The 12,482-nt window shown below is 41.6% G+C and carries 13 protein-coding genes and 2 pseudogenes; 6 read left to right on the plus strand and 9 right to left on the minus strand.

All coding sequences use genetic code 11. The features are described from left to right. The 3 genes and pseudogenes from FTV13_RS09195 to FTV13_RS09205 form a co-directional block, all read right to left on the minus strand. A pseudogene (locus FTV13_RS09195) lies at positions 1-88 on the minus strand (IS1595 family transposase); the annotation flags it as partial. Positions 89-209: 121 nt separating this feature from the next. Further along, complete coding sequence (locus FTV13_RS09200; RefSeq protein ID WP_180011838.1) at positions 210-1,121, minus strand: bestrophin family protein; 912 nt, start codon at positions 1,119-1,121, stop codon at positions 210-212. Between the two features lie 66 nt (positions 1,122-1,187). Then, positions 1,188-2,915: a glutamine--tRNA ligase/YqeY domain fusion protein gene (locus FTV13_RS09205; RefSeq protein WP_179992322.1), complete on the minus strand. Its 1,728-nt coding sequence runs from the start codon at positions 2,913-2,915 to the stop codon at positions 1,188-1,190. A 430-nt stretch (positions 2,916-3,345) separates the two neighbouring features. Between FTV13_RS09205 and FTV13_RS09210 the strand changes: the two genes are divergently transcribed. Both FTV13_RS09210 and FTV13_RS09215 read left to right on the plus strand, forming a co-directional pair. Continuing rightward, entirely contained in the window at positions 3,346-3,855 is a 510-nt protein-coding gene (locus FTV13_RS09210) for a peptidylprolyl isomerase (protein WP_004786097.1), read from the plus strand. A 154-nt stretch (positions 3,856-4,009) separates the two neighbouring features. Beyond that, entirely contained in the window at positions 4,010-4,735 is a 726-nt protein-coding gene (locus tag FTV13_RS09215) for a UDP-2,3-diacylglucosamine diphosphatase (RefSeq protein ID WP_179992321.1), read from the plus strand. A 37-nt stretch (positions 4,736-4,772) separates the two neighbouring features. Here FTV13_RS09215 and FTV13_RS09220 read toward each other — a convergent pair whose 3' ends face one another. Both FTV13_RS09220 and hpaI read right to left on the minus strand, forming a co-directional pair. After that, positions 4,773-4,991, minus strand: a complete 219-nt coding sequence (locus FTV13_RS09220; RefSeq protein WP_004786100.1) for a hypothetical protein — start codon at positions 4,989-4,991, stop codon at positions 4,773-4,775. 652 nt (positions 4,992-5,643) lie between these two features. Beyond that, positions 5,644-6,439, minus strand: a pseudogene (hpaI, locus tag FTV13_RS09225) (4-hydroxy-2-oxoheptanedioate aldolase). 245 nt (positions 6,440-6,684) lie between these two features. Between hpaI and nfsB the strand changes: the two are divergent. Next, complete coding sequence (gene nfsB, locus FTV13_RS09230) at positions 6,685-7,338, plus strand: oxygen-insensitive NAD(P)H nitroreductase (protein ID WP_166136614.1); 654 nt, start codon at positions 6,685-6,687, stop codon at positions 7,336-7,338. Positions 7,339-7,445: 107 nt separating this feature from the next. Beyond that, complete coding sequence (locus FTV13_RS09235) at positions 7,446-7,673, plus strand: hypothetical protein (protein WP_004786112.1); 228 nt, start codon at positions 7,446-7,448, stop codon at positions 7,671-7,673. Here the strand turns inward: FTV13_RS09235 and FTV13_RS09240 are convergent. The 4 genes from FTV13_RS09240 to FTV13_RS09255 all read right to left on the minus strand — a co-directional run bounded on the left by FTV13_RS09240 (position 7,636) and on the right by FTV13_RS09255 (position 11,350). Continuing rightward, complete coding sequence (locus tag FTV13_RS09240) at positions 7,636-8,490, minus strand: DMT family transporter (protein ID WP_179992319.1); 855 nt, start codon at positions 8,488-8,490, stop codon at positions 7,636-7,638. The genes FTV13_RS09235 and FTV13_RS09240 overlap by 38 nt on opposite strands. An 85-nt stretch (positions 8,491-8,575) precedes the next feature. Next, the gene (fba, locus tag FTV13_RS09245) at positions 8,576-9,613 is read right to left on the minus strand and encodes a class II fructose-bisphosphate aldolase (protein ID WP_104426189.1); all 1,038 of its coding nucleotides are present in this window, start codon (positions 9,611-9,613) and stop codon (positions 8,576-8,578) included. Positions 9,614-9,733: 120 nt separating this feature from the next. Then, positions 9,734-10,012, minus strand: coding sequence for a hypothetical protein (locus tag FTV13_RS09250; RefSeq protein WP_052026304.1), 279 nt, complete (start codon positions 10,010-10,012; stop codon positions 9,734-9,736). A gap of 150 nt (positions 10,013-10,162) precedes the next feature. Next, positions 10,163-11,350, minus strand: a complete 1,188-nt coding sequence (locus FTV13_RS09255) for a phosphoglycerate kinase (RefSeq protein ID WP_034702596.1) — start codon at positions 11,348-11,350, stop codon at positions 10,163-10,165. Between the two features lie 141 nt (positions 11,351-11,491). Here FTV13_RS09255 and FTV13_RS09260 point away from each other — a divergent pair, with 141 nt between their 5' ends. Both FTV13_RS09260 and FTV13_RS09265 read left to right on the plus strand, forming a co-directional pair. Beyond that, the gene (locus FTV13_RS09260; RefSeq protein WP_034170328.1) at positions 11,492-11,875 is read left to right on the plus strand and encodes a DUF2237 family protein; all 384 of its coding nucleotides are present in this window, start codon (positions 11,492-11,494) and stop codon (positions 11,873-11,875) included. Further along, positions 11,875-12,468 (plus strand): nucleoside triphosphate pyrophosphatase, encoded by a 594-nt coding sequence (locus FTV13_RS09265; RefSeq protein ID WP_034702599.1) that lies wholly within the window; start codon positions 11,875-11,877, stop codon positions 12,466-12,468. Before FTV13_RS09260 ends, FTV13_RS09265 begins: the two co-directional genes overlap by 1 nt. Positions 12,469-12,482: the final 14 nt, after the last annotated feature.

Below are 12,482 nucleotides of genomic sequence, written 5' to 3' on the forward strand. Positions count from 1 at the left end.
AGGCTGTTTTGGAAGCAGGAATATCAACACAAAAGCATTGAATAATTTTTTTAATCTTGTAGTGACTTAATTTACTGTTTTCTATCATGATTCTAGACTAACATAATCATTTTGCTAGTCTAGAGCCTTAAAAAAATATTTAAAAAAATAAAATGTCTATCATTTGATTTATATTTAATAATTAGCTTTTCATTAGAATCAGTTTAAACCTAAGTTAAATAAGCTTTTTGAGCTTTAATTGCTTCAGGTAATTCTTGTCCTAAAGAACTCAGGGTTTCACGTTCGATCAATCTCACAATAGAATCTAAAGGCAGATCATTATCCTGAAATCCGAAAGGCTCTTCCAGTTCCGCACTCAGTTCATCTAGCCCTAACAACATATAGGCAATCAGACCAACTAGAATCGGTGTCCATAAACCAAGACTGGCTTCCAGACTAAATGGCAGGATAAAACAGAAAGAATAAACAGCACGATGCAATAGCACTGAATAGGAAAATGGTAACGGCGTCGACAAGATCCGGTCACAACCCGCCTGTATATCACCCAAAGCCACTGTATGCTGATTCAAATTGTTATAAATAATGTCTGTGATTTTGCCCTGTTTATAGAGCAAAACCAAATCTTTCTGGATCTGTTCCAGTACCCATTGTGATGCATTGATATGCGTGGACAATTGTTCAAATGCAGCAACTTCAAAATTAGTGTGGGCTTGGTAATGCTGAATACTTTGCTGCTTCTGTCTCAAACGGTCACGTAATAAATGAGTAAACAGCATCATTCGATACAACAGGATTTCACGTGACTGATCATCAAGGACATAGCTATCACGGCATAAATGACGTGTCGTAGCAATCAGCGCTCCCCACAGCTTGCGCCCTTCCCACCAACGGTCATAACAGGCGGTGTTACGAAAGCTGAGAAAAATCGACAGAATCACCCCGAAGATGGTAAAGCCTATGGCCGGCACTGCAGGAAAGCTAAAAAAATGCGCCTGACGCAGATAGACCAGCAAGCCTGAAAGAAAAATTACCAGCCCCAAGGCAGGCAGAACTTTAGGCAAAATTGTGCCATGCCATGCAAACAGCAGACTAAAGCTATTACTTTTATCACGAACAATCATTCATTCTTTCCTGCCACGATTGAAAAAGCCCAACCGGAGTTGGGCTTTTTAGGGATTTCGCTTAAATTATTTGCCAGGTTTAAAGCTGTCTTTCAAATCTAGAATACGGTTGAACACTGGTTTGTCGCTGGTATGATCATATTGATCCGCTACGAAATAGCCTTCACGTTCAAACTGGAAACGATCTTCCGGTTTTGCCTCAGCCAGCGCAGGCTCAATAACTGCTTGAACCACTTTCAATGATTCAGGGTTCAGATTCGCCAGGAAGTCATCCCCAGTTTCTGGATCAGATTCAGTGAACAGACGATCGTAAATGCGAACTTCGGCAGGAATACCTTTGGTTGCAGATACCCAGTGAACTACACCTTTTACTTTACGGCCTTCAGGATTTTTACCTAAAGTTTCAGGATCGATTGAGCATTTCAATTCAACCACTTCACCGTTCGCATCTTTAATCACTTCATCACATTTGATGACATAAGCATGACGAAGACGCACTTCACCACCCGGGATTAGGCGTTTGAAGCCTTTAGGTGGCTCTTCTTCAAAGTCTTTATGGTCGATATAGATTTCTGAAGTGAGCGGAATAATACGTTCGCCCATATCTACGTTTGGATGACGTGAATGAGTCAGATCCATATCCGCTGGCAAATTGGTTAAAGTCACTTTCAGTGGATTCAATACTGCCATACCGCGAGCTGCAGTATTTTCTAAAGATTGACGGATGCAATATTCAAGCATTGCTACATCAACGATACTGCCATCGACTTTAGACACACCTACACGCTTACAGAAATCACGTAGACCTTCAGGCGTGAAACCGCGACGGCGCATACCGACAACTGTCGGCATACGTGGATCATCCCACCCATTGACATAACCGCCTTCAACCAGCTTACGCAGCTTACGTTTAGAAGTGATGGTGTAATCAACATTCAGACGGCTAGATTCGTATTGACGTGGAACTGATGGCGATTTAACTTTTTCCACCACCCAGTCGTAGAATGGACGGTGATCCTGGAATTCCAGTGTACAAAGTGAATGCGTAATGCCTTCAATCGCATCTGATAATGGATGCGCATAGTCGTACATTGGATAAATTTTCCATTTATCGCCAGTTTGGTGATGCGCAGAATGCAGAATACGATACAGGATTGGATCACGCATATGCACATTTGGTGAGTTCATATCTATCTTGGCACGCAATACCGCTTCGCCTTCAGCATATTCACCAGTACGCATTTTCTCGAAACGCTCAAGGTTTTCTTCCACAGTCGCATCGCGTTGTGGCGAGTTTTTACCTGGCTCTACAAAGTTACCGCGGTTTAGCTTGATCTCTTCCGGAGTTTGCAGATCCACATAGGCATCGCCCTGTTCAATCAGTTGAATTGCCCATGCATATAACTGATCAAAATAGCTTGATGCATAGCGTGGTTCACCATTCCACTGGAAGCCCAGCCATTTCACATCATTGGCAATACCATCCACATATTCCTGCTCTTCTGCATCGGGGTTGGTATCATCAAAACGCAGGTTGCACAGGCCACCAAATTCTTCAGCAATACCAAAGTTCAGGCAGATCGCTTTTACATGACCAATATGCAAATAACCATTTGGTTCAGGCGGGAAACGGGTGACCACTTGCTGGGTACGACCAGCTGCTAGATCGTCAGTAATCACCTGACGTACAAAGTCTAAGCCTGGTTGTTGTTCCTGCTGCTGCACTGAATCGACTGCATTCTTATTTTGGGTCGGGTTGTCGGGCAGAGACGTCACAACATCATTTGGCTTCATGATTAATCATTCACTTCTAAAGTTAAAAAGGGATTAATGAATATGCAGTAGCTCACGCGGTCTAACTGTATTCACTAAATAAAGGTTCTTTAGTTTAACTATAGGTGAATGATCTCTCAACCGTTAACTTAGGTATTTGATTTCAATTCGTTCATTTTCAAATTGGAAAATACAATAGCTTACCAAATCGTAAAATATCCGCTTTTGACTGAGCCAGCAGATCAGTGCATGCTCTTAGGGTCAGACAAGCTTTATGAAGACGCATGATCTCGAAGAAATGACTTTGTAAATCAATGCATAAATAAGATACGATTTTTATGTTTTTAACAAAGAAAATTATGTTTTTGCTTGCCTTGTCGATTGTAGTTTGCTTATGCTTCCTTCATTCAGAAAAAACCATGGCATTAGTCCATGATTAGGAGATTACACAATGAGTTTTCCTCAAGTCGAATTAAACACCAATAAAGGTCGTATTGTTCTTGAATTAAACGCTGAAAAAGCACCTAAAACAGTAGCTAACTTCTTGCAATATGTACGTGACGGTTTTTATGACGGCGTAATTTTCCACCGCGTTATTGATGGTTTCATGATCCAGGGCGGCGGCATGGATGAAAACTTCAAAGAAAAAGCAACACGTGATGCGATTGAAAACGAAGCTGACAACGGTTTAAGCAACGATGTAGGCACCATTGCAATGGCACGTACTCAAGCACCTCACTCTGCTTCTGCTCAATTCTTCATTAACGTGAAAAACAACTCTTTCCTTAACCATACTGGCAAAACTGCACAAGGTTGGGGTTATGCCGTATTTGGTAAAGTAGTTGAAGGCATGGATGTTGTTGATGCAATCAAAGGTGTTCGCACTGGCAACCGTGGCTACCACGCTGACGTTCCTCTAGAGAACGTTGTGATCGAATCTGCAAAAATCATTTCTGAGTAATTTTAAATCCTCCCTAATCCTCCTTTAATAAAGGAGGGAACCACCATTTTTAAAGATGGTTTTTCTCCTCCCTGAGTAAGTTTTAAAGCACTGCTTTTAAAACGAAACGCAAGAAAGGGAGGTCGGGAGGGATTAAAAAATAAGGAAAAGATTCGTGACCTATCTGTTTATCTCAGATTTACATTTGTCACCTGATCACCCTCGACTCGTTCGGGGGTTTTTAGATTTATTAGCAGCTTATCAGCATAAAAATACCCAACTGTATATTTTGGGCGACTGGTTCAATGCCTGGATTGGAGATGACTACACTGCTCCCTGGCTGGATGAAATCGTCAGTGCTTTAAAACAGTTTAACCAGGCCGGCAATCAAATCTATTTTCTCATCGGTAACCGTGACTTTGCCTTAGGCCAAGATTTTCTGGATCAATTTTCCGGACAGCTTTTACCTGAAATGACCAGTTTAAATATCGGTTCGATCCGATACCGGATCGAACATGGCGATGCACTCTGTACCGATGATGTGTCCTATCAACGTTTCAGAAAAATCATCCGTCATCCCTGGATGTTAGGTTTTTTAAGAAAAATGCCTCTTAGCTTTCGAGCCAGACTCGCCAACGGTTTCCGCAAGAAAAGCCATGAAGCACAGCAATTGAAAAGCTATGAGGTTATGGATGTAAACCCATCTGCGGTAGAAGCAGCACTCAAAGAAGCAGATGTGCTGATTCATGGACATACTCACCGCGCTGCAATCCATGATGTAAATGGTAAAAAAAGAGTTGTTTTAGGAGATTGGAAAGCTGATTATGCTGAGATTTTAGAGCTGGGCAGCTCGGATATTGATATTCATAACATTCAGCTAAAAATCTGGTATTACCCATAAAAAAAGCAACTGCGAGCAGTTGCTTTTTATATTTTATTTAACTTAAACGGTATAACTGGTTAAAACCAGTATAGAAACTTTTACCATCCAGATTAAATGGATATTGTTCACCATTTTCAAGTTCAATCATCTTGCCCACATTGACCATAATCATACCATTGATGGTATTTTGCTGACGTTGCATTGGTACAACTTTGACTTGAATTTCACAACCATTAATGGCGGTCGCGATAGACCATGTATTTAAATTTTTCAAAATATTCACTCATAATATGAGCTTTTTGTGATTAAACAAGGAGAGCTATAGACTAAAAATAAATCTTATTTCTGGGTTTGCTAGAGTTTTTTTAACAGGAAAACCTGTCTTTCGTGTATCACAATCAGCTAAAAATAAACCAGCGAAAACAGTATTCGCTTTAAAGTAATTATCTTATAACTCTTTTTTGACCAAATAGCAAAATTACATTGTAATGACATATGTCAAGAGTAGTATTTTTCAGATGCTTTTTCGCCTATCTGAATGTCCAGTAAAGAAGTATTTCAACATATAAAACAAACCGATCAACATCATGATACTAAAGCCAGAGATCAAATCACCTGAATCAAGAAAGTTTAAAACTGCCAGATATCCACTAAGCAATGTATAAGTCAGCATTAAAGACGAATAAGATACGTTGCCCTAAATGATAACGTTGTTGTTTTTTTGCTCATGGATCTGTTTTTGCTGCTCAAAAAATATATCAATTTCTTCTGGTTTCATTTTACAATCCCACCCATCTTATTTTTTAAACTACTATAGCTAAAGTAAATAAAAAAGCTCTGACAAATCAGAGCTTTTATAAAATATCTTCTATGTAAGTAATCAATATTGAGAAACCACAATTTACGACTCTCTGATATTTTTATAATCAATAACCGCCTTCTGACTTGATGACTTCAGCATCAGGTTTATATTTCGCCAAAAGTTCACGAAGCGAATTCATCAGAACACTGGTATCAACCCCTACTGCAACGAACTCAGTTCCAATGTCCAAATATTTCTGGGTAGCTTCATGCTGCGTCGATAAAATCCCAGCAGCCTTACCTGATGCACGAATCCGCTGAATAGCGTCTACTACTGCTTTTTGTACTTCAGGATGGTTCGGATTCCCCTGATAACCCATAGTCGCTGAAAGATCTACCGCCCCAATAAATACACCATCAATCCCCCTCAATCTTGAGGATTTCATCCAGATTTTCCAGACCTGTCACCGATTCAATCTGAATTAACAAACAGATATTTTCATGAGCAGTCTGATAATAATTCGGGATACTGTTCCAGCGTGTCGCACGTGCCAGCGCAGCACCCACACCACGAATTCCTTCCGGTGGATAACGGACTGCTTTGACCATTAATTCGGCCTGCTCCACAGTTTCTACCATAGGAATCAATAAGGTCTGTGCGCCAATATCCAGTAACTGCTTGATCAGTTGTACACTGCCGATTGGTGGGCGTACTACAGCTTGAGATGGATAAGCAGCGATACTCTGTAATTGAGAGAGCGTTGTTCTTAAATCGCTTGGGGCATGCTCGCCATCAATCAAGAGCCAGTCATAGCCTGCATTTGCCGCAATTTCTGTTCCATACGCGTCAGCCAGTCCGACCCACAAGCCAATTTGCTGCTGCGTCTTTAATTTACGTTTAAAGTAATTGGTATATTGCATCGGCCCACCTATCTTGCATGCTATTGCCTGAAGTCCTTATTAAACTCCTGTTACCAGAAACTGCCAATATACAAAAGCTTGCTTTTTATCTGATTTAACTCTTAGTTTTTCATAAAATTTCACTCAAGATTATATAAATATAAACTTTGCCGATGATGTTTTTATTGTAATAATCTTTTGATCAGAAAAATCTAGATGCCTAAAGCATATTTCTAAACGCCTTATCAAAAGATTGGAGTCCATCAATGGATTTACTCAAGATCGCTCAAACCCGTTATACCACTAAAGCTTATGACCCTAACAAGAAGGTTCCAGCAGAACAATTTGAACGTTTATTAGAAATCTTACGCCTGACGCCATCTTCGATTAACATTCAGCCCTGGCATTTTTTTATTGCCGACAATGATGCCGCTAAACAGCGTATTGCCAAAGCACTAGTTGGAACTTATGCCTACAATGCTCCCAAAGTGCTGGACTCTTCACATACCATTTTATTTTGTACCAAAGCCGATATTGACGAGTTACATCTGGACAATCTGTTAAATCGTGATGATCTCAGTGGTCGTTTTAAAGATGAGAGCGCCAAAGAAGGTCAAAAGAATACCCGTACCGGCTATGTACATTATTATCGTAATGAAAAAGGCGATATTCAGCGCTGGGCAGAAAACCAGACCTTTATTGCATTGGGACAGATCTTACTGGCTGCAGGAAGTGAAGGTATTGATGCCACACCGATCGGTGGTTTTGATGAAGACATTCTGAGTGAGGAATTACAGTTAGCTGAACAAGGCCTGATTCCATCAGTACTGCTTACTTTAGGTTATCGCAGTGAAAATGATTTCAATGCCAAATTGCCTAAATCTCGTCTGCAAGCTGAAGATATTTTCACCAAACTGTAAGCATTTTATGGTATAAAAGGGGTCTAGTGCCCCTTTTCTTGTCAATTCGGGCCTAATTTTTGCTTTATTCTCCAAACATCCAACTAGAATAACAATTAGAGGTACCCATGTCTGTTTTACCATCCAGCTCTTTAAAATTCGAATGCAAACACTGCGATAAGATCTATTTACATCACTATGCTAATGCCCAGCATCGTTATCCGCATTGTCCAGACTGCAAACAGGCAGGCTTATTGCTTGGACGGGCTGAAAAAGAAGACCTGTTACGTTATCCGCTTGAATTTGCATCTTCCTATGTTAAACAGACATTGCATATGCTAGGCAAACAACACTAATCACACCTAGAATCAACCCGATCACACTTGCAGGTTTGAGTCGTTCTTTAAAGATGAACAATCCTGCAATCACACCAAAAATCACCACCAGAATATTCATGCCCGCAAATACAATCGCTGGCGTATCTTTGAGCATCATGTGTGCTTTGACGTAAAAAGCAATATTGGCAAAGTTCAACGCACCCAATAACAGACCGAAACCAATATCCTTGCCAGAACCCAGATGACGATATTGCAGCAGCAGATAGATCATCGACAGAATCATGGCGCAGATAAACATCAAGTTCAGTGCCACAGCAAATTGTAGACCAAGGCTGGTGGTATATTTCAACAAGACATCAATCAGTGCATAACCAAACCACACCAGACCCAGAAAAAACATTCCCTGCCTGGAGCTTTCTGATGCCTGACGGTGTGAGAATAGAATGCACAGTACGGAACTTATGCCTAAGACAATACCCAGCATCTTGAGCTGGTTAAATTGTTCCTGAAAAATGAAATAAGCAGCGGCCAGTGATAGTACAACCGATAATCGCTGGGCAATTTCAGTTTTTAAGATTCCTGCTGTCTGTAATGACTTGGCCAGAAATAGAAATACGCTCGGCAATAAAACGCCAAGCGCCAGAATCAGTAGCCATGGAGTCTGACTCATGGAAATATGCTGGATGTCTGGCTTGAACCAGAAAAAACACAATACGCTGGCTGTAACATAATTCCAGCTAATCATGTGGATGGGGCTCAAGCCTCTATTTTTAGCAATTTTTAAGAGTATCGAGACTGCAACACTACATAATGCTGCAATAAAAATCAGTTCCATATGCTGCTCTTATTCTTCATCTTTATTTAAATATAAAAAAGCCCACATTCGCTGTGGGCTCTTCTTATAAATTATTCACAAGGAATTATTTATAACGCTCAACCATTTTCTCTAAAGAGATTGGGCGAATCTTGTCTGCATTACCTGCAGTACCAAATGCTTCATAACGGTCGATACAGATTTGCTTCATTGCATCTACAGTTGCGCTGAAGAATTTACGTGGATCGAATTCGCTTGGTTTTTCAGCCATCATACGGCGCATTGCACCTGTAGACGCTAAACGCAAGTCAGTATCGATGTTGATTTTACGAACACCGTGTTTGATCGCTTCAACCAGTTGCTCAACAGGAACACCATAAGTTTCTTTGATGTCGCCGCCATACTGATTAATCACAGCCAGCCATTCTTGTGGCACAGAGCTTGAACCGTGCATTACAAGGTGAGTATTTGGCAGTGCTTCATGAATTTCTTTAATGCGGTCAATTGCAAGAATATCGCCTGTAGGTGGACGAGTAAACTTGTATGCACCGTGAGAAGTACCCACAGCAATGGCTAATGCGTCAACATTGGTATCTGCAACGAATTGACGAGCTTCTTCAACTGAAGTTAGCAGTTGAGAATGGTCAAGTACGCCTTCAGCGCCTACACCATCCTCTTCGCCTGCCATACCTGTTTCAAGGCTACCCAGACAGCCGATTTCACCTTCTACTGAAACGCCACATGCATGTGCCATTTGTACAGTACGGCGAGTCACATCAACGTTGTATTCGTATGAAGTTGGTGTTTTACCATCTTCACCCAGTGAACCGTCCATCATAACTGAAGTAAAGCCTAACTGGATTGAACGTTGACATACGTCAGGGCTAGTACCATGATCCTGGTGCATTACCACTGGAATATGTGGCCATTCTTCAACTGCAGCCAAGATAAGGTGACGTAAGAATGGTGCACCTGCATATTTGCGAGCACCTGCAGATGCCTGCACGATCACAGGTGAATTCGTTGCATCTGCTGCGAGCATGATTGCGCGCATTTGTTCTAAGTTGTTTACGTTAAACGCTGGTACGCCGTAAGCATGTTCGCCGGCGTGATCCAAGAGCTGGCGCATCGAAATAAGAGCCATAATATCCTCCCAGGTAATGGGCCATATTCTACATGTTCAACTATTGCAATACAGCCAAAAAATACAATATTTTATAAAAAATCCCTGCAAAAGCAGGGATTTTTACTTGCATAGTCTGAGTTAAGGTGTCATAGGCTCAGAAGCACCTGATACAGATTGATCTACAGTTGCGGCATCTGCAGGTGCATTGGCAATTTCAGCCGGAACATCTGTATTTTTTTCATCCAGAACCGGTTTATCAATCGCATCAATTGCGGCTTGCTGTTCCGGACTAATGCTCTCTTCATTTACAGCTGTTGTATTTTCTACGTTCTCTGCCGGTGTATTTTCCTGCTGGGTACAGGCAGTAAAAATAAAAGATGCTGCCAGCAATGCAGCTAAAGTGAGGTGCTGTTTCATCAAAAGATCTCATCTTCATACTCTATTGTCTGCATCTTATGACAGCTTTATTGCACTTTAATGAATCATTGATGAACAGATCTGGAATAAATAAGCGATAAAAATAAAAAAAGCTGGCATCAAGCCAGCTTTTTACATTAGGGCATGCGATTAAGCACGCTCTAACAATACCGCAACTGCAGGAAGTGTTTTGCCTTCAACGAATTCAAGGAATGCACCGCCACCAGTCGAGATGTAGCCAATTTTGTCAGCAACTTCGTATTTGTCGATTGCAGCTAAAGTATCGCCACCACCAGCAATCGAGAAGCCTTCAGATTCAGCAATTGCTAAAGACAGTGCTTTAGTACCTTCACCGAACTGATCTACTTCGAATACGCCGACTGGACCATTCCAAAGGATTGTTTTAGACGTTTTCAGGATTTCAGCAAATGCTTTTGCAGTTTCTGGACCCACGTCAAGGATCATGTCATTGTCTGCAACATCTTCAACTTTCTTCACAGTCGCTTTCGCTGCAGCCAATGAACCCAGGAAGTCATCAAAGTTGATTTCAGAGGCATCAGCAACCACAACATCAGTTGGAAGCGGAACTGAAACTTTTGCGGCAATCGCTTTCGCTGTATCGATCAGGTCATTTTCACACAGTGATTTACCTACATTGTAACCAGCAGCTGCAAGGAACGTATTTGCGATACCACCACCAACGATCAATTGATCACAGATATCAGACAATGAAGTCAAAACATCAAGCTTGGTAGAAACTTTAGAACCCGCAACGATCGCAACCATTGGTTTTTCAGGCGTTTTCAATGCACGGCCAAGAGCATCTAGCTCAGCTGCCAATAAAGGACCTGCTGCTGCTACTTTAGCTAAACGAGCGACACCTTCAGTTGATGCTTCTGCACGGTGTGCAGTACCAAATGCATCCATCACGAATACGTCACAAAGTGCTGCATATTTTGCTGCAAGTTCAGGATTGTTTTTCTTTTCACCCACGTTGAAACGGCAGTTTTCCAGTAAAACCACTTGACCCGGCTGAACTTCAACACCGTCCAGATAGTCTGTGAAAAGTTTTACTTCCTGACCCAATGCTTCAGTCAGATAAGCTGCTACAGGCGCAAGAGACTGTTCAGCCTTCGGCTCACCTTCAACTGGACGACCAAGGTGTGAATACACCATGACAGCCGCGCCCTTTTCTACTGCAGCTTTAATTGTTGGTAATGCAGCACGTAGACGCGCATCGCTAGTGATTACACCATTTTTAACCGGTACATTTAAATCTTCACGGATCAGAACACGTTTACCCGTCAGGTCAAGGTCAGTCATACGCTGAAAGTTCATTGTAGAGCTCTCTTTATAGATATTAAAAACGAGGCGATTTTAAATGATTATGCAGAAAAAGGTTAGCATCTTTTGCAGAAAACATTATGAATGCCAAAGTTTTGTTATGATAGAAAAAAGCTTCTTCCAGATTCAGTACCTATGTCGATACATCCTGATCCTAATCTTAACCGTCTTAATGTTCTGGGCGAGCCTTTGGCAAGCTGTTGTTTTGATCCCATTACTGGGTATTTCCGTAATGGCTTTTGCCATACCGCACCTACCGATCTGGGACAGCACACTGTCTGTGCACAGATGACCTCTGAATTTCTGAATTTTTCCCAGAAAGTGGGCAATGACCTGATTACACCATTACCAGAACTGGGATTTCCTGGACTGCAACCTGGTGATTTCTGGTGTATCTGCGTTACACGCTGGGTAGAAGCTTATGAAGCTGGACAAGCGCCACCGATCAAGCTGCAAGCCTGTCACAAAGCTGTCCTTGCTTACGTTCCTCTCCATATTTTAGAAGAATACGCTGTCTAATGAATACCGCAAAAATCATCTTGGCTTCTTCAAGCCAGACCCGTAAAGAACTGATGAACCGTCTACGTCTTGATTACGTATCGGTCGTCCCGGACATAGATGAATCACCCCAAGGTGAAAATCATGCGGATGAATTAGCCAAACGCCTGGCTTTTGAAAAAGCTCGTCATATCGCTGAGCTACATCCTGATGCGATTGTAATTGGTTCTGATCAGGTAGCCTGGCGTGAAGGCGCACCAGATATCTTTATGGGTAAGCCTTTAACAATAGAAAAGGCCATTCGCCAGCTGCAGGCCAATTCGGACAAGATTGTGTATTTCAGTACAGCGCTCAGCGTTCAGCAGAAATCTACCGGTTTTGAACGTACGCTGGTAGAACATTACAAAGTCAAATTCCGCAAACTGTCTCAAGCGGAAATTGAGCGTTATGTAGAGATCGAACAGCCGCTGCATTGTGCCGGTAGTTTTAAATGTGAAAGCCTTGGGATTAGTCTGTTTGAAACCATGATCGGTCAGGATCAAACTACCCTGATGGGTATGCCAATGATTCAGCTATGTAATATTCTTCGTGAGCTAAAGATTTTAGTTCCTTAATCTCCTTTATTTTA

This window comes from Acinetobacter sp. YH12235 (assembly GCF_013417705.1).
Taxonomy (GTDB): domain Bacteria; phylum Pseudomonadota; class Gammaproteobacteria; order Pseudomonadales; family Moraxellaceae; genus Acinetobacter.